19 protein-coding genes are annotated in these 18,374 nt (G+C 41.1%); 18 read left to right on the top strand and 1 reads right to left on the bottom strand.

Annotated features, from left to right (window positions below):
• The first annotated feature begins 15 nt into the window (after positions 1–15).
• From QZ576_RS16395 to QZ576_RS16310, 18 genes are all read left to right on the top strand, one after another.
• Positions 16–1,266, top strand: coding sequence for a type II toxin-antitoxin system HipA family toxin (locus QZ576_RS16395; RefSeq protein ID WP_297098930.1), 1,251 nt, complete (start codon positions 16–18; stop codon positions 1,264–1,266).
• Positions 1,267–2,261: 995 nt separating this feature from the next.
• Complete coding sequence (locus QZ576_RS16390; RefSeq protein WP_297098928.1) at positions 2,262–2,621, top strand: hypothetical protein; 360 nt, start codon at positions 2,262–2,264, stop codon at positions 2,619–2,621.
• A 58-nt stretch (positions 2,622–2,679) separates the two neighbouring features.
• Positions 2,680–2,958 carry a DUF4134 domain-containing protein gene (locus QZ576_RS16385; protein ID WP_297098982.1) on the top strand — a complete coding sequence of 93 codons (279 nt, stop codon included), beginning with the start codon at positions 2,680–2,682 and terminating at the stop codon, positions 2,956–2,958.
• Positions 2,959–3,062: 104 nt separating this feature from the next.
• Positions 3,063–3,356 (top strand): DUF4133 domain-containing protein, encoded by a 294-nt coding sequence (locus tag QZ576_RS16380; protein ID WP_167619117.1) that lies wholly within the window; start codon positions 3,063–3,065, stop codon positions 3,354–3,356.
• Positions 3,357–3,360: 4 nt separating this feature from the next.
• Positions 3,361–5,772, top strand: a complete 2,412-nt coding sequence (locus QZ576_RS16375; protein WP_297098925.1) for a TraG family conjugative transposon ATPase — start codon at positions 3,361–3,363, stop codon at positions 5,770–5,772.
• 20 nt (positions 5,773–5,792) lie between these two features.
• On the top strand, positions 5,793–6,437 hold the full coding sequence (locus QZ576_RS16370; protein WP_163321767.1) for a hypothetical protein: 645 nt from the start codon (positions 5,793–5,795) through the stop codon (positions 6,435–6,437).
• Between the two features lie 14 nt (positions 6,438–6,451).
• On the top strand, positions 6,452–7,162 hold the full coding sequence (locus QZ576_RS16365; protein WP_297098922.1) for a hypothetical protein: 711 nt from the start codon (positions 6,452–6,454) through the stop codon (positions 7,160–7,162).
• Positions 7,163–7,189: 27 nt separating this feature from the next.
• The gene (locus tag QZ576_RS16360) at positions 7,190–8,140 is read left to right on the top strand and encodes a hypothetical protein (protein WP_297098920.1); all 951 of its coding nucleotides are present in this window, start codon (positions 7,190–7,192) and stop codon (positions 8,138–8,140) included.
• A 37-nt stretch (positions 8,141–8,177) separates the two neighbouring features.
• Entirely contained in the window at positions 8,178–8,804 is a 627-nt protein-coding gene (gene traK / locus QZ576_RS16355; protein ID WP_163321764.1) for a conjugative transposon protein TraK, read from the top strand.
• A 45-nt stretch (positions 8,805–8,849) separates the two neighbouring features.
• On the top strand, positions 8,850–9,170 hold the full coding sequence (locus tag QZ576_RS16350; protein WP_163321763.1) for a hypothetical protein: 321 nt from the start codon (positions 8,850–8,852) through the stop codon (positions 9,168–9,170).
• Positions 9,145–10,302, top strand: coding sequence for a conjugative transposon protein TraM (traM, locus tag QZ576_RS16345; RefSeq protein WP_297098916.1), 1,158 nt, complete (start codon positions 9,145–9,147; stop codon positions 10,300–10,302). Before QZ576_RS16350 ends, traM begins: the two co-directional genes overlap by 26 nt.
• A gap of 5 nt (positions 10,303–10,307) precedes the next feature.
• A complete protein-coding gene (locus QZ576_RS16340; RefSeq protein WP_297098914.1) occupies positions 10,308–11,108 on the top strand; it encodes a DUF4138 domain-containing protein in 801 nt (266 codons plus the stop codon).
• A 44-nt stretch (positions 11,109–11,152) separates the two neighbouring features.
• Positions 11,153–13,084: a type IV secretory system conjugative DNA transfer family protein gene (locus QZ576_RS16335; RefSeq protein ID WP_297098912.1), complete on the top strand. Its 1,932-nt coding sequence runs from the start codon at positions 11,153–11,155 to the stop codon at positions 13,082–13,084.
• Positions 13,085–13,120: 36 nt separating this feature from the next.
• Positions 13,121–13,801 (top strand): DUF3945 domain-containing protein, encoded by a 681-nt coding sequence (locus QZ576_RS16330; protein ID WP_297098910.1) that lies wholly within the window; start codon positions 13,121–13,123, stop codon positions 13,799–13,801.
• A 225-nt stretch (positions 13,802–14,026) separates the two neighbouring features.
• A complete protein-coding gene (locus QZ576_RS16325) occupies positions 14,027–14,404 on the top strand; it encodes a plasmid mobilization relaxosome protein MobC (protein WP_297098908.1) in 378 nt (125 codons plus the stop codon).
• A gap of 22 nt (positions 14,405–14,426) precedes the next feature.
• The gene (locus QZ576_RS16320; protein ID WP_297098906.1) at positions 14,427–15,365 is read left to right on the top strand and encodes a relaxase/mobilization nuclease domain-containing protein; all 939 of its coding nucleotides are present in this window, start codon (positions 14,427–14,429) and stop codon (positions 15,363–15,365) included.
• An 82-nt stretch (positions 15,366–15,447) separates the two neighbouring features.
• Entirely contained in the window at positions 15,448–15,831 is a 384-nt protein-coding gene (locus QZ576_RS16315; protein WP_297098904.1) for a hypothetical protein, read from the top strand.
• A gap of 33 nt (positions 15,832–15,864) precedes the next feature.
• A complete protein-coding gene (locus tag QZ576_RS16310; protein ID WP_297098902.1) occupies positions 15,865–16,086 on the top strand; it encodes a hypothetical protein in 222 nt (73 codons plus the stop codon).
• Between the two features lie 294 nt (positions 16,087–16,380).
• Here the strand turns inward: QZ576_RS16310 and QZ576_RS16305 are convergent, their stop codons facing one another.
• Positions 16,381–18,360 (bottom strand): cation:proton antiporter, encoded by a 1,980-nt coding sequence (locus QZ576_RS16305; protein WP_297098900.1) that lies wholly within the window; start codon positions 18,358–18,360, stop codon positions 16,381–16,383.
• Positions 18,361–18,374 lie beyond the last annotated feature (14 nt).

Genomic DNA, 18,374 nt, shown 5'->3' with positions numbered 1-18,374 from the left:
ATCGATATAAAAAATATGGCAACAGGGAAAACTGACATATATGTTTATGCACACTGGAAAGGACTTTCTGATCCTCAGTTGATTGGTATTCTTTCAGCTCACGCTGCAAAAGGAAGAAAGGCATTCAGCTTTGAATATGACGCTGCCTGGCTAAAATCCGGCACTCACCATTTGCTGGATCCGGATATCCAGTTTTATAGTGGCCCTCAATTTCCAAATAACAAGGAAAACTTTGGTTTGTTCCTGGACAGTATGCCGGATACCTGGGGAAGAACCCTTATGAAGCGGCGGGCAGCTCAAGACGCTGCAGAACGAGGGGAGAGGGCAAAAACGTTGTACGAAGTAGATTATTTGCTTGGTGTATTGGATGGAAGCCGGATGGGGGCTTTGCGTTTTAAAACAGACCCGAATGGAGCTTTTCTGGATGACAATAGAGAGTCTCCTACGCCTCCCTGGTCTTCAGTTGGTGAGCTTCAGGAGGCTGCGAGTAATATTGAAAACGAAACGGATAATGGTGCCGTGAAGAAATGGCTGGCCATCTTGATTGCTCCGGGATCTTCACTGGGTGGGGCCAGACCAAAAGCCAACATTCTTGATAAAGAGAATAATCTCTGGATTGCCAAGTTCCCGGCCAAAAATGATACAACAGATAAAGCTGCATGGGAATACCTGGCCTGGCAATTGGCCTTAAAGGCCGGGATTGTTATGTCTCAATGCAGGATTAATAAAGTTGCTGGAAAATACAACACCTTTTTCACCAAACGTTTTGACCGGGATCAAGATCAACGTATTCACTTTGCATCTGCAATGACCATGACTGGAAATAATGAAGATACAATCAGGGATAATCCTGCCAGTTATCTGGAATTGGCTGAATTTATTCAAAACTATGGTACTTGTATCAATGAGAATCTGGAGCAATTATGGCGAAGGATTGTATTCAATATTGCTATTTCGAACACGGATGATCACTTGCGAAACCATGGTTTTATTTTAACGGATAAAGGGTGGGTTTTGTCACCTGCTTATGATATAAATCCCTCGATAGATAAAGATGGTCTGGCCTTGAATATCGACATGGACAACAACGCTTTGGATTTTGATCTGGCAAAAAGTGTAGGTCAGTTTTTCCGCCTGGAAAACAAACAAATGGATCGGATTATCGAAGAAGTTACAACCCCGGTAAAAGAATGGCGTAAACTGGCGAAGAAAATAGGAATTTCCAATAACGATCAGGAATTAATGGCCAAAGCATTTCGTGTATAATTTGCCGGTTATTATCTTATTAAGTAGTTCTCCAATGCATTGGCCCATCATTCCGGCATGCTGAAACAGCTCTGTTTATGATTCTCAGGTAGTCGTTTTCCATGCGATATACCGGAAAGAAGAGCCTTATGCACCCCACGGCAAGAGCAGGAAATTCCGGTCAGCTTTACTCAATTCCTCCCAAATCTTCCTTTTACCCGCCCCGTATTTTCGTCCGCCCATTATCCGTCCCTATGCGAAAACCCGGAGTCAGGTTCCAGTCAGTCCTTCTCTTTTCGCAAAGCATCCCTACATTCCTGCACTTACCTTTGGCCAGCGCTTGTTTATTATTTTAAAGGTATATCAAAGGTATTTCTCCTGTGCCCCGGCCCATTCCCCTGACGGGCTTCAACGCTCCCTAAACCCGTTCGCTCACTCACGGGAAACGGTCGCTGGTTTTGCCCTTACAGTGAAAAGAGCCTACAGGCACCGCACGGAAAGAGCCATCCTTTTGTTTCACTACAGTCCTGCACTTTCCTGTAGCCTACCCACATATGTAATTTAATGATTATTCGTTTTTAAAAGGTTGAAAACAAAAAAAAGACGCCCAAAGATCGCCAGCCTCCGCCAAAGCCCACTCCCGGTAAACCGCAAGGCTAAATAAATGTCCCGTTTTATTTATTGAAAAGCTAAATCTATAATTTTAACAGTTACGGGACAGCCTTGCCGTTTATCCACGGCTGGCAGTCCCCGGGCTTTCTTCTCTTTTTTTTCTTTTTTTCTCTTCTTTTGGGGATTATTTTATTTTACCAAATAAAATTAAAACAGCCTGTTTTATATCGAAATCTAGCTTATTCAGGATCGTTACTAATCTAAACCATACACCTACGCCTAAATTTAATGATATCGAGGAAGTTTATTTAACCATATAAAAAATACACGTGTATTTAGGTGTTTTTTTTCTCCAGCCGCTCTGTTGAATTTTGCCAACAGTTTCAACAGAAAAAATACAAATCATGTTTGGCTTAGATGAAATCACCTGGAAAGAATTTATTCAGTTTTTAGTTTTTCTATTAATTGCCTGGTATACTCTGGTACTCTTGGTAGCCTGGATTAAAAGCCGGGAAAAACAAAATAGCCTGTTCGAAGAAGGACATCCAACAAAAATGTCCGTTTCGGAAGGGATTGAACCTATTCATGTTGCTTCCTCGAACTTTCCCTCAAAGCTGATTTCCACAATCTCCGAAAATTCCATTCCGCTGGAAGTAAGTGTCTACGAAGAGACCGGCTCGGATGACGGAATTCATATTGATTACCTGCTTAACGAGTTAACAGGAAGACTTGAAAAATTGCTTCCAGAGATTCAATATCAATAATAACATTTAATCAAAAAAAATTATGAGAAAACAATTGCAGGCGATTTATCGCAGGGGCATGGCAGTTATGGCTATGCTGGTTTTGGGAGTGTATAACGTAATGGCGCAAAGCTCGGCCGGGATTGATCAGGCAACCACAGAAGTAAATTCATACGTGGATCCGGTTGCTAACCTTATAATTGCTATCGGGGCAGTAGTGGGACTAATCGGTGGAGTGCGTGTGTACATCAAATGGCAGAGTGGGGACCAGGATACCCAAAAGGCCATAATGGGATGGTTTGGCGCCTGTCTCTTCCTGATTCTGGTTGGCGTAGTAATCCGCTCATTCTTTGCATAAAAAATTATCGGTGGGGAGACCGGACAGTGTGACTAAGTAGGTATTGAGGGACGATCCTGTATCGTTCCTCAATCTTCCCTAACCTTTTAAATCAACGGATAACAATGAAAACTTACACCATTCAAAAGATCGATACCAACCTTTACATCAAAGGATTCTCTGGTCAGCTGGTTTACCTGGCGCTTTACGGTATACTGATTACGTTGATTGTATTTGTAGTGCTCTACATCGCAGCCGGAACTTTTATCTCGGTTGCTGTTTGTGTACCGGCCTTTTTTGCCTGGCTGTATCGCTTAAACCGGATCCAGAAAAACTATGGACACCGGGGCTGGCATAAAAAACGAATTGCCCGTCAACTCCCGGAATTTATTACCATCAAACAACGCATTTATCAGTAGTAACATGAGAGTAAAACCAATACAAATCAGTCTGCCTGTTCTGGGTTTTGACGGAGATATCCTGATCTCCAACAATCTGGATATGGGATTTGGAATGCGACTTTTTCTGCCGGAGCTGCTGTCCTGCAGTACAGAAAAATTATACCTGCTGCACGATACCTTTCAACGGGCTATAAACATCCTTCCGGAAAATTCCCTGCTACACAAACAGGACTTCTTCTTTACCGAAGGATTTTGCACCGACCGCAATACTACATTGAAACAGGTACGCAGTTTAAGTGGAAACTATCTGGATCATTTTCAGGGAAGAAACTATTTGAAACATGAATGCTACCTCTATGTAAGCCTGTTGAATACCGGTTTATTGAAAAACTACCTGGGATCTTCGCTGATCTTTTCACGCAAAGCAAGGCTGGAAGAAGCCCGGTTGCAGGAAAAGATCCGGGAACTGCAGACCAACCTTTCTTCGATATTCCGGCAAAGTGGAATAGAAAGTATACCGGTAACCAGAGAACAAGCCATGGGAACAGCCTCCGAAATCGGGCTGATTGAACGTTATCTGACACTTAATTTCAGAGAAGGACAGCCCGTGCTGGGAGGAATTGATTTTAGGGACCGCTTACGGGTGATGGATCGTTTTGTGGAAATACTGAGTCTGAGTGATTATTCACATCTGCCTTCGGAAATTCGTCCCACAAGCGGCCATCCCCGGACAGGGCTACCTGTTTCGATGGTTTATCCGCTGAGCTGGCACCTTCCGTATTCACATATCACCAACCAGTTTATTTATGTGCCCGGACAACAGGAGGTAAAAGCAGGACTGGAAGGGGATTACAAAAAGATCTACAGCCTGTCAAAATTTTCCTCAGAGAACAAAATCAATGCGGGGTTGATCGAGAACTTTCTGGACACCGTACAAGCATCAGGAGAGAAAATCGTAAAAACTCACTTTAATGTAACCCTGCTGGATACCTCAATCCCGAAACTTAAAAAGATCAAAAGTGAAGCAGCCACTGCCTTTTCGCTGATGAACTGTTTTCCTTATCAGCATACTTTTGACCTGCCTTTTTTGTTTTTTGCCGGATTGCCATTCAGCACCCAGCTGCCCGAAACAGAACTGTTTCTGACACAGGTGCCACAGGCCTGCTGCCTGACCAATTTTGAAGGGGAAGTCAGAAACTCTGAATCCGATTTTACACTTCACCTTTCGGATCGGATGGAAGGTTGCCCGGTAAAGATCGATTTGTCGGATGAACCCATGCACCAGCACCTGATTCATAACCGCAACAAAATCATTATCGGTGGATCAGGATCCGGAAAATCCTTTTTTACCAACCACCTGCTGCGACAGTACGTGGAAAATGACAACTGCCATGTGGTGTTGCTGGATGTGGGAAGAAGTTACGAGATTCTGACACGTTACCTGGATGAACGGCTGCAGGAAATGGGAGGTGCCCGGATGATTGAATTTACCGAAGACAATCCCATTTCCTTTAATCCCTTTGTGGTGGAGGGTGACGCGGATCTGGAACACCGGCAAACTATTCTTTCAGTAATCTACACGGTATATAAACCGGATCTCTCCGAAATGGAAAAGGATGTGATTGCCCATGCATTAAAACAGTTTTTCAAAACCGAAGATGTTGAACGGTCCTTTAATGGTTTTTATGAGTTCTGCCGGGACTATATCCCGCAGCTGGTGGAGGAGCAGTCACTGGAATTTAATACCCATGAATTTTTCTTCATCCTTGGAAAATACTACCGGGGAGGAGAATATGATTACCTGCTAAACAAACCCATGAAGACCGATGAATTTTTCAGCTGCCCTTTCCTTGTTTTCGAGCTGGATAACATCAAAGATCATCCGGTGATTTTTCCGGTGGCCACGCTGATTATCATGGACATTTTCCTAAAAAAGATGCGACGGTTGAAAAACACACGAAAGGTGATCTGTATTGAAGAGGCATGGAAAGCCATAGCCACACCCCAGATGGCCGGGTATATGAAATACTTTTTTAAAACCATTCGTAAGTTTTTTGGTGAGGCCATGGTGGTAACACAGGAAGTGGATGATGTGATTTCATCCCCTATCATCCGTGATGCGATAATCAATAACGCCGATACCCGCATCCTGCTGGACATGGGCAAATTCAAAAACAAATTTGAACAGATCAGCAGCTTTTTGGGACTAACCGCTTTTCAGCAACAACAGATCCTTTCGATTAATAAAAACCTGCCTTCAGATCGCAGTTTTAAGGAAGTATTTATCGCACTGGGGGAGTATTCCCGGGTGTTTGCCCTGGAAGTCAGCCGGGTAGAATACTACTGCTATACCACCGAACAAAAGGAAAAGGAAAAGATACTGGAACAGCTGATCGCGGACCGGTCTATCCTTGAGATCTTAAAACAAATGTAAAATCCTAAAAAAGTACAATCATGAAAAATTTAATCGTACTCATCCTTACAATTCTACTTGCAGCAAATGCAGGTAGATCTACTGCCCAAACCCCGGTAACAGATGTTGGAGCCGGAATACAACGTGAAGCACTCTGGACACAGGAGGAAGGAATTCTTTCGAAAATCAACCTGTACAATATTCTGATAAAAGCACTGAACGGTGACATCAAAGGACTGACGGGAGAGATCCTGGGCATCGACCAAAAGATGCTGGAAAGCCTGGAGAAAGTTTCCCTGTTGATTAAAGACTACAAACGTATACAGGAAACCAAAGATATCCTGCAGCAGATCATTGCCATCTATACCGAAAAAGTTCCCTTGCTGGTGCAGGATGGAAACTTTACCACCCAACAGGCAGCCGCCATTGTGCAAAGTTTTGACCTGATACTGGATGACAGCAAAGCGCTGGTTAGTTCAATACTAAATATCATCGTTAAGGACAACCTGTTTATGATGGATGATAAACAGCGTTATGATGCCATCAATGGAATTTACCTGAGTGTCAAACAACATTACGGAACAATCTGCTACCTACACAATAAACTCCTCTATGCTTCCTACCTGAAAAGCCATGACAGTGGTACGCTGGAAGGATTTGCCATGTATTACAGCCTGTACAACTAACTCAACGAAAAACGATGAAACGATTATTTCAAATCCTTATAATGGTTTTGCTGCTTTTTACTGCAACAGAACAGTCAAAAGCACAGCTTATTGAGATCAAACCCTGGCATGGTTACTACCCGGAAATGGAAGGAACTTATCCGCTTACGTTTATCGCTTTTACCGGCTGGTTGATTCCTATTCCTCATGTTTTTGTGCGTACCTGGCCAACACACTATTATGTTGAAGTGGGAGCACTGCCTGTTACCGATGGAGGAGAGATTGCCGGAGAGCTAAAAACCGGCCTTTTGCGCATAGTCGCCAAAGCCATAGAGCGCAGCCAGATGAAAGGCAGGCAGGAAGAAACGGATGGAATAAAAGTCAATACCGACTTTACTCACCAGATCAGTGATCAATTGTTTAGTGCCCGTTCGGATGAACTGGGTGACATCTACAACCTGGCAGCACAGTTTATCAAACTCTATCAGAAGGTAAACAAATTGGGAGGGCTGAGTAACTCCGGGAAAATTCATTCGATTTATGAGAAAGAAGCAGATCAGCTTTTGATGCAGTTTCTAATGGTGAACCTGTTTCAGACCGATCACGGCCGCAAGCTGGATGCCTTCACTGTGCTCAGTAAGGAGCTTTGGAAACTACTGGGAGAACTGGATTATACCCATGGCAAACTGCTCTTTTTTAACAGCTTCGAAAGTCAGCCGCTGAGCTATTCCTTTTTAAGCAAATAAGCATTTAACCGATTAACAGAAAAAAGTATGCTATTACAAGTACTGACAACCAATGATTTTTTTGCTTTTACCGATACACTGGTGGATTCCGGTGTAAACCATGCGCGTATCCTGGTGGATATGGCAAGAGCTATTGGCGGGATCGCTGCTTTTTTTTACATCTCCAAACGGATTTATGAGCAGCTGATTGCAGACAACCCGGTATCGATACTGCCCTTGTTGCGACCTTTTGCACTGGTACTCGTGATCACCTTCTGGGGACCGTTTGTGAATCTGCTATTGGCACCCACAAAAGGACTGACCCATTTATCGGAGGCCGTTTATGCCGATAAAAAGCACATTGTAAAAGAGCGGCTGGAGGACAAACAACAGGCTATTCTATCCACGGATCTGCCCCTATTCTATGAGAACGAAGAAAAGGAAGCTGATCTATGGGATAAAGGGGTAAATCTGATCCTGACTTCTTACAATATCATTAGTGGTCGGGCAATTCATAACCAGATTAACTTTTATATGATGGATGCCACGCGGCAATTGCTGGAGTCCTTTTTTGAAGTGCTGGTCTACCTGATTGCTTTTCTGCGAACGGTATTCTGTGTGCTGCTGGTAATCTTTGGTCCGCTGGTGTTTGCGCTGTCCATCTTTGATGGTTTTCAGGATAACTACCTGCAGTGGATTGCCCGTTTTATCAATGTCAATTTGTACCTACCCATTGCCTTATTGATCCTGTCCATCGTGCAGGAGATCCTGATTTATGTGCTGGAAATGGAAATTGCGCAGATCAATGCTATGCTGATCTATGAGCCCAAACTGTTTTTTGTTTCCAACCTGATCGTTCCCGTTTGCGGAATTATCGGAATGGCAATGGTACCCAAAATCTCATCCTGGATTATACATGCCTCAGGAACCAACTCCGGAGGAGGAAGACTGGTGCGAACAGCGGCTGTAATGGCCATTACCAAAGGTGCCATGAAATAGCAGGCCAATATTTCATCTAAAATTATACAAGTAAGAAATGCAAAAACAATTTGATATACAACGCAAGTTTCGCTTTATCGTTTATGTGCTGGTGCTGATCAGCGTCTCGCTTATGGGAGTAAGCAGTTATATCTACTATGAGTCGGTACAACTGGTGGAACTTTCCAAAGAGAAAATCTATGTACTGGATAACGGTAAATCGCTATTAGTAGCCCTTCGGGAAGATATCAGTGAGAACCGCGATGCAGAAGCCCGGGATCATGTTAAACGTTTTCATGAGCTCTTTTTTACGCTGGAACCGGACAAAACCTACATTGAAAACAATGTAAGGGAAGCCCTGTATCTGGCCGACCGGAGTGCAATGGAGCAATACCAGGCCTTTAAGGAGAATAACCTGTATAACCAGGTGATCGCTTCAGATATCAGTATGACCCTGCAGACCGATTCCATAAAACTGGATTTTTCGGCCTATCCCTATTACTTTACCTATACCGGCAAGCAGAAGATCGTGCGTAAATCCAACATTACCATTCGCAGCCTGAAAACTTCCGGCTACCTGAGAAATATCTCCCGGACAGATAATAATCCGCATGGTTTTCTGATGGAAAGCTGGCGGATCGATGAGAACAAAGACCTGGAAAGCATCCGAAGAAAATCATTCTAACAGCCCAATGGCTGAGATACACATTAACGACAATACATTAAAAATATGACAGCAAATAATTTGAAAGATGTCAGTCGTTTTACCCGCTGGGTAAACGAACTGGACGATAAAGACAAATCACTGGATCCCTTAAAACGAAAAAGCAAATGGATATTGATCACCGCTTTTTTGTTTGCCCTGTTTGCTATCTCCTTTATCTGGATCCCATCCGGAAAAGTAAAATCCAGGAAGGTAGATGCACCACTGGCCGGACCGCTGACCAGTGCTCCAACAAGCACAGGCCGTTCAGCTTTTGAATTGCCTGTGGATTCATTTGAAAACCAATTAAAAACATATATCAATGAAGGAACTTCTGATAAAAAATAAGGCCCTGTTTTTACTTCCGCTGGTTCTGATTCCTTTTGTAATTCTGATCTTTTGGGTGTTGGGTGGCGGCACGGAGGCCGAAACGGTAAAAGAAACGCAACCAAATACATCTGGTATTGGTGCTAACTATGATCTCCCGGAAGCGGAAAAGTCCATTAAGATCTATGACAAGATGGAAGCCTATCAGAAAGATGATCAGCAGGTGGCGGAAATCGCTGAGGTTGATGTAAATGATACAACTCAGTTAGATGAGCTGAGCGTTCAGGATACAATAGCTCGTGAGAATACGCTACTTGATCCAAATGCTGATCAGGGACAAATTCTTGCCCATATCCGAAATAAAGAAAAGCAGGTGCAGCAGGAATTAAAAGGGGAGCCAATAGTTCGAAACAGTGGAAAAACTGCATCTCCGCAATCCCAAAGTAATCCAAAGGAAACGGTAGTGAAAAAGCAGGCGGAAACAAAGAAAGCAGTAACGACGACCTCGCCAACAACGGGTATTGAAGAACTGGATGAAATCATCGATAAAAACGTCCTGCTCAGTCGTAAAAACGATTCTCTAAATTTTTATCTGCAACAGGCACAGGAGAGATTGCAACAGATTGAGGCCATTCAAAACCTGTCCTTTACCCTGGAGAAAAAACAATCATCAGGATTCAAAAGGGAAGAGCCAATAAATACTCCGCATATAAAAGCTGAGATCTACGAAACAACAACGGTGCTCAACGGCAACCGGGTAAAACTACGCTTGCTGGAAGACACCCGGATCAATGGACAGTCGATACCTAAAAACAGCTTTATCTACGGAGTTTGCCAGATCAAAAATGAACGGATGCTGATTGAGATCACCCAATTACCCGTTGAAAATTCTTTTGTCCCGGTAAAACTCACGATCTGTGATCTGGATGGACTGGAAGGTTTGTATGTGCCGGATAATGCCGCACGCAAAGTCTACCAGGAGGTGGGGGCTTCTACCAATACTTCTTCTCTGATGGGTGTCACCAACAATCCGCTGACCTATACCGGTATTCGCGCTGCCGACAGAGCTGCTCAGACCATGCTTAAACGGGTACGTCTCAAAAAAGTAACCGTCAAAAAGAACACACTGGTTTATATCATTAATCAAAAATAAACGTCATGAAACAAACAATATTTATTATCGCATTCTTTCTTTTTTCACTGGCATTAAATGCTCAAAATCAAATAGAGATCTGCCAAAACAAAACCACTCACCTGATCGCCGAAGAAAAAATTACCTATCTGCAGGTGGGGGATCCGGACAAGTTGATTGCTGAAGTGGTACCTGAGCAACCCAATATGGTGCGGGTAAAAGCTGTGGATGATTTTGAAGGCGAATCGTCCCTGACAGTGGTCAGTGCCAACCGTTCCTATTCCCTGTTTGTAAGGTATTCTGATGGCAATAAGATCTCTTATAAGCTGGAAGAATTTCATGGAGAGAAGGCCGGGGATCTAAATATTGGTCCGGTCCCGGAATACCTGTTAAAAGAATTTTGCATCCAGATTCTGAATGACGGCACCCAAAAACCGGTTCGCTTAAGAACTAAAAAGGACGGTATTATTTTTCGTCTGAAGAATCTTTACCTGAAACAGGACCTGCTGTTCTTTGAACTCGAAATTACTAACTCCACAAATATTGTATTGGATATGGAAGCCATTCACTGGTGGATAGATGACAAAAAGCGGGTAAAAGCCATCAATGTTCAGGAATACCAGGTGGAAGAACTCTACAGGCATTACAATTGGGAGCGCATCCCCGCAAAAACTACGCTCCGGGAGGTTGTAGTATTACCCAAGTTTATCGTTCCCGATAAACGCATCCTAAAAATCGAACTGCTGGAAAAAGCATTGGGAAACACCGGACGCAAACTAACGCTTGAAGTGAAAAACAAAGCCATCCTAAAAGCCCAATCATTCTAATATTCAGGTATTCCAAAATTCTAATACTCTAATCTTCCAGAAGAATGTTAAACGAATCCAGGGAATTACAACGCCTGCACGAGGGGTTCAGGTTCTTTTCTTACCTGATCCTTTTCCTGACCTTGTACATCGACCAATTGGTCTGGTTCATGGAACAGGGACTATATATCCCCGAATTTTCAATGGTTTTGGAAAAGATACTACAGATTGAGTTTCTGGCCAACACGCTTTGGGCAAAGACAGTCTGCATTGCTTTTCTGGCCATTACATGTATTGGTACCAAAGCCAAAAAAGACCGGGACCTGAAAGTTTCAGCCATCGTATTGCAGGTACTTACCGGACTGCTGATGTATTGGGGAAGTCTGCTGATTATCGTTACTGTTCCCTTAGCCTATCTGCTGTTGTCCTTCTTTGGATTTGTGTTACTGAATATCGGATTTGACAATATCTCCAAGCTGATTAATGTGAACCTGATGAAAGATCGTTTTAACCTCGAAAATGAAAGTTTTCCGCAGGAACAGGCCTATGAAGAAAATGAGTATTCCATCAACCTGGAAACCATTTATCAATACCGGAACAAACAACATGAAGGCTGGATCAATGTGATCAATCCTTTTCGGGGAACCATTGTAATAGGAACACCGGGATCGGGGAAATCTTATTCCGTAGTCCTTCCTTTTATCAAACAGCACCTGGAAAAGGGATTCTGTATGTGTGTGTATGATTTTAAGTTTCCAGATCTGTCCGGAGTCGCTTACAATCATTTTCTGAAGGCCAGAAAGCAAAACAAGCTACCAAAACAATCCCGCTTTTATGTCATCAATTTTGATGATATCAGAAGATCGTACCGATGTAATCCGCTGGCACCGGAACTGATGGAAAGTCCCATCGATGCTTTTGAATCTTCCCGAACGGTGCTTTATAACCTGAACCGGGAGTGGATACGCAAGCAAGGAGAATTCTTTTCGGAATCGGCAGTTACCTTTTTTGCTGCAGTGATCTGGTTTTTGAAAAAGTATAAAGACGGGGAGTATTGTACACTTCCTCATGCAATAGAATTACTGCAGCTGGAATACGATGATTTATTTGAAGTGCTATCTCAGGAAAAGGATGTGGTGAATATTATCAATCCTTTTATCAATGCACATAAGCGAGGAGCCAATGAACAACTGGAAGGACAGCTTGGGAGTTTAAAAATCGCCATCTCCAAAATCATTAGCAAAGAAATCTACTGGATATGTTCGGGTAATGATTTTTCACTGGATATTAATAATCCCGAACATCCGAAGGTGGTCTGTCTGGCCAATAATCCATTGCGCATAGAAATGTACGGGGCAGTGTTATCGCTGTTTATTACCCGGATGCTGAAAGTGATCAACCGAAAAGACCAGCAAAAAACTTCATTGATTTTTGATGAGCTGCCAACCATTTATTTTCGGGGACTGGATACCCTGATTGCCACAGCACGAAGCAATAAAATTTCAACGCTGCTGGGAATACAAACCATTGATCAGTTGATCCGTGATTATGGGAAGGAACAGGCCAATGCTATTTTGACCAACATTGGAAATGCTTTTGCCGGACAATCGGTGGGAGAAACAGCCCGGTTTATTCAGAGCCGTATGGGGAAGATCCTGCAGGAGCGCCAATCCATTAATATTAACCGAAATACCCAATCATCTACCTTCTCAACTCAAATGGATTTTCTGGTACCGGAAGGAAAGATAGCAACACTGCCACAAGGTTATATGGTGGGGCAGGTGGCTGATAATTTTGGTCAGCAGGTTGGTCAGCGCAATTTTAACTGCCTGATTGATGTGGATACAGACCGGATTGAAAAGGAGGAAAAGAATTATAAGCAAATCCCCGCTGTGTACCACATCGATAATCTACAGGAACTATTGGAAAACAATCGCACCCGGATATGTAACGATATCACAAAAATCCTCCTGGAAATCAATAAGGACTCAAAATAGTCATCACCATTTATTCATTTATAAAAATTAAAAAGTATGGAACAAAGTACAAGAATTAAAAAAGAAGAGATCCCATTTGACAAACTGGAAAAAGTGGGCGTAGACAAAGAGTTTGTAAACCGTATGGAACCGCAGGAACTAAATTCCTTTTTAAATGGTTACCGCTCGGAAAAACTGTACACGGTAAATGCAAAAATCAACGATCAGGAGTTTCGGATTCCGGCAAAACTAAGACTGCAGAAAGGCGAAGATGGATCGGTAAATGTTAAAGTACATCCGATTCAGCGCCTGCACATCCCTGAAAAGTTTATGGGGCACAAATTTACCGAAGAAGAACGCAATGCTTTGCTCAAGGATAAGAATCTGGGAAAAACCATTGAACTAAAAGGAATTGATGGAAAGAAAGACAAGTACTATATGGCCGTTGATCCTAAAACCAATGAACTGATTCCGCTTCGGTCCAGCAATATTAAAGTGCCCGGGAAAATAAAAGGAGCTACTTTATCGGAAGAGCAAAAGCAAAAACTGGCTGCCGGGAAAAAAGTATTCTTGGATAAGATGACCGGCCGAAACGGACAAAAATTTGGTGCTACTCTTCAGGTCGATGCGGCCAACCGAAGTATCAATTTCTCCGGTTTTAAACAGGAGAAAAAACTCACCGAAGAACAAAACGAAAAACAGACAAAAACAAAAGGGGCTAAACAAAAAGTTGGTTAGCCTCAATCCGGTTGATTTGAATTTTGAAAGGGAAACAGCCAAGCCTGTTTCTCTTTCTTTTCTCAAGCCCGAAACCCTTGCTGTAGCTGGTGGGGGAGGGGTTGGCAAGATGTGATTTTGTTTCACAAAATCGCTTGCGCCTGTCCGGCAGGGACTTTTAATCTGACGATTAAAAGCTTGATTAATTCTTCGAATTAAGGTCTTAACAATTAAAATTTATAAGCCATGTCACGATACCGAAATCCCAGAGTAAAAAAGACAGAAGCTGTTCGTGTTCGATTTACTCCCCTGGAAAAGAAATTACTCCGCGACCGCTGTGAAAAGGAAGGATATCAAAACCTGAGTAATTTTTTTCGGGCAAAGGTTATGCGTCATCGTGAAATTAAAAAGATAGAAGTCTCCCCCGAATTTACTACTCTTATCAAAAGCCTGGATTTTAACCTGAACAAAATTGGGGTGAATCTGAACCAGGTGGCAAAACAGATAAATGCGAAAAAGAACAATGAGCTCACATCTACCGATCGCCATACACTGGACAGGGTGCAACTAGAACTTAAAAAGTGTTTTTCCTCCCTCCAAAAATACATGGACCTGATCCGATAATTTATTATTCAAATCTTAGCCTATGGTAATTGTGATGCATAAGAGTGCTTATACCGATAATGTAATGGTGTATAACGAAAAGAAGGTAAACGAAGGAGTTGCCACGTTTTTTCATTTTAGAAATACGAAGTCGGCCAATCCGTTTAACTACGATGAGCATCATCGCATGAAGATCTTGCTGGATATTGAAGATGAAAATCCCCGGGCGTGGAATAAGTGTTTTCATGTTTCGGTTAATCCGTCAACCGAAGATTATAAGATTCTTGACGATGCCACGATTAAACAGGAAATTGAAAATATGATGGACCATATGGGCTATGGACATCAGCCTTATTTTGTGTACCGCCATGAAGATCTGGAGCGAGTGCATTTTCATGTGGTATCAACGCGGATTGATTGTGTAACACATCAAAAGATCAAAGACAATTTTGAGCGGCTGAAGATGCAACGTTTTTTACATCAACTGGAAGAGAAATACCAGTTGCCATTGAAAGAAAAACCACAGGAGATCAACTTTCGTTTTTCAGCTCGCAGCAGAAACATAAAAGAGAACCTGGAGAACTTGTTTAAGCACCTGAATGAAAAGGATGAACTCACTACGAAAGAATTGTATGATCAGGCTTTGTTATCTTTTAAAGTAGAGGTTCAAAAATCGGGAAGAGGCCATATTGTTGTGGTTCTGGACGACGATGGCAAACCGGCTCGCTATCCGATTCGCCTGTCGAAGTTTAAAAATAAACCGAAGTTTTATTCCAAAGAAAACAGGTTGGCCGAACAAGAAACGGTTGAAAAACAACAATCACAACAGCAGAAGAAGCCAGACATCTCGGAAGTTGATTTAAGATCAGTTGGAGTAGTGGCCAGAGATCTGAACCGCTTGGTGGAACGCAGTAAATGGCAGAAGGAAAATCCGAAGACAAAATATAAGACCCGAAAAAAGAAAAGAGGAAAACGCTTCTGACAGAAATTTCGGGATGCCCGAAGGCTATTCTCGATTTTTACGATACGAACAACTGAATATCTAATATTAAAAACGACAGATTATGTTATCAGATTTTTTTAGAATTAACTTACCTTACGGTATTGCAAAAAACAAAAACAACGAGTGGATGGCCTTTAACCGGGAATATTTGCCACTAGGTTATAATAGTGAGGATATTAAAGGTCTTCCGGGATTAAGCTATCTTGATCTTCCTGTTTATACCGGATATGAAAATGTGCCGGATCATTTATTATTGGAATTAGCTGACGAAGACCATGCTGTTCAGCGTGATAAAAACGGTGAAATAATCCGCTTGTTTCTGTATGACGATGGAACAAATCCGGTTAACCATGCGGAACGAAGAGAGGATTTGTGGCAAAAGTATTTTAATAAGCTGCAACGGCTTTCGGAATTAAAACGAAATAATATCTGGAAATATATGTAATGAATAGATGATAAATTAATAAGTGCTAAACCAATGAAAAAAATAGAAATTAAAGACAAACAAAAATACCTGAACGAGAATTACATTTTTGAGGATATCCCAGAGGTGTCGGACAGAAAAAGGTGTCTTCATTGCGGTGAAATAATCGTAGTGGGGAACTATAAAGTATATGCAGACGAGAAGGGTGATGAATATATTTATTGCCCGAATGCTCCCGCGTGCGATGGTACTATTATTGACTGGATGGATGTTTAAGTATAAATTAAAAAGAGCCATTCAATAATGGCTCTTTCAATGTTAACCCCCAAACACACAGATGATCAGAACGATCATCTATTATAAGTATAATTATTTTTAGGTGTAAATACAATCTAAGAAATCTATCGAATGTAATTTTCGATTCGAATCACGCTTTTTAAGATTTTTGCTGGCCGATTATGCGGCTGCAGGAAGCCTGTAATCAGTGAGTTACAGCGATCTGCATATTGTGCTGTTTTCGGGAAGCCGCGTGTGGTAAGGCAGGGGCTAAAGTAAATAATCATAGTCTGTTTAAAATTCTTTGTTAAACAATTCAATAGCCAAATTAATTTGTTCCGGATTACCAAGTAGATAAACAATATCATTAGGCTGAAAAATGATACTCGGATTTGGATGTTCAATTATTGATGCACCCCTTTTTACTGCCAAAAGAGTAACTCCCGTTTTACTTCTCAACTGAATCTCAGAAAGAGATTTCATATCAGCAAGAGAATTTGGTTCTATATTAATTGCAGAAATATTCATATTCCACAAGTCATCAAATATTGTTGGTTGGTTAATAATATCTTTCTCTGAGAATTTCCCCAAATTCAAATTTCTTATATGAGTTAAAATGCGATTAACCTCCTTTTGTGGATATAATTTCCTAACCAGAATTCTATTAAATAAATCTATTGCAATTTCAAGTTTTTCAGGTAAAACCTGGTCTGCCCCTAGTCTGTATAATTGTTCCACATTTTGAATATGTTTTGCCCGAGCTATAATATATGCTTGTTTATTTAGATTTCTAACTTTTTCTATTATTGCCATGGAAGGGATTAATCTTCCAACAGAAATTAAAATAATCTCTGCGGTATCTGCATGAGCTTTTAATAATATTGGTTCATTAACAGCATCACCATATATAACGAAATCTCCTTTTTGAATTTTTTCTTTTGCAATTAGTGGGTCAAAAATAATTGACACATGGTGTATATTATTTAATTTGGCCATTAAAGAAAGTTTTAGGGCGCTTGTGTCTGTTCCAATAATTACAAGATGATTTTTAAAATCCGGTATTTCGATTTCTTTTAACGGAAATATTCCATTTATCAAAAATTTTGGCAGTGGTAATTTCAAGAAAACATTTGCCAGTGGCTTTGAAATTCTCATTAAAAAGGGAGTTAAAGCCATTGTAATTACTGCAACAGCTAAAAACAACTGATAATAATAATAATTAATTATGGCGTTGTCTAGTCCAATTTTGGCCAGGATAAATGAGAATTCTCCGACTTGGCTTAGTGCAAGTCCAACTAATATAGTACCGCGCAAGGTATGACCTAAAATAAATCCTGTACCACCTGCAATTATTGTTTTTATTATAATGACCAGAACTACGCTAAAAATAACCAGTTGATAATTATCTATCACAAAATTCATGTCCAATAGCATACCAATGGATACAAAAAAGAAGCTTGTAAATGTATCTTTAAATGGAATTAGATTTGAAAATGCGTTGTGGCTGTATTGTGATTCAGAAATCATTAGTCCCGCTAAAAAAGCACCAAATGCCAGAGACATCCCCAACTGAGATGTTAAAAGTGCTATTGCAAGGCAAATGAGAAAAATACTCATCATAAATAGCTCCTGGTTTTTTGTCATGGCTATCAATTGTAAAAGCTTTGGTAAAAGCCACTTATTCCCCGCATAAACCAATCCTATAATGAAAAATGCTTTTAGGGTAAGAAATAATAATTCATTGGCAATATCAACATCATTTTTCCCAAGTAGATTTACCAACAATAATAATGGAACTAATAATAAATCTTGAAATATAAGAATACCCAAAACGGTTCGACCATAGTTAGAAGAAAGTTCAGAACGTTCTTGCAATAGTTTCAGCACAAGTGCTGAACTACTTAGAGCTGCAAGAAAACCAATAAATATACTTGTTTGCCAACTTAGCCCATAAAAACCCGATGTGATATAAAATATTCCGGCGGTTATTGAGACTTGCAGCAAGCCACCAAAAAATACAATTTTTCTGATTTTTAGCAGATGTTTTAAAGAAAATTCCAGGCCTATAGTAAAAAGCAATAAAATAACACCAATTTCGGCTAAAACCTCAATTTCATGTTTTCCATGTACCAATGATAGCAAATGAGGACCGGCAAGGATACCGGTGAGTAAATACCCTACAACTGTTGGTATTTTTAATCTTGTAAAAATTAAATTTACTAAAGTTGATAATGCAAATATTATAACAATATCAGTTAGTATTGAAAATTCCATAAAGGGTTATTAAG

This window comes from uncultured Draconibacterium sp. (genome assembly GCF_913060805.1).
Lineage (GTDB): Bacteria > Bacteroidota > Bacteroidia > Bacteroidales > Prolixibacteraceae > Draconibacterium.
The sequence above is the reverse complement of the archived record's forward strand: the minus strand, read 5'-3'. Positions and strand labels throughout refer to the sequence as shown.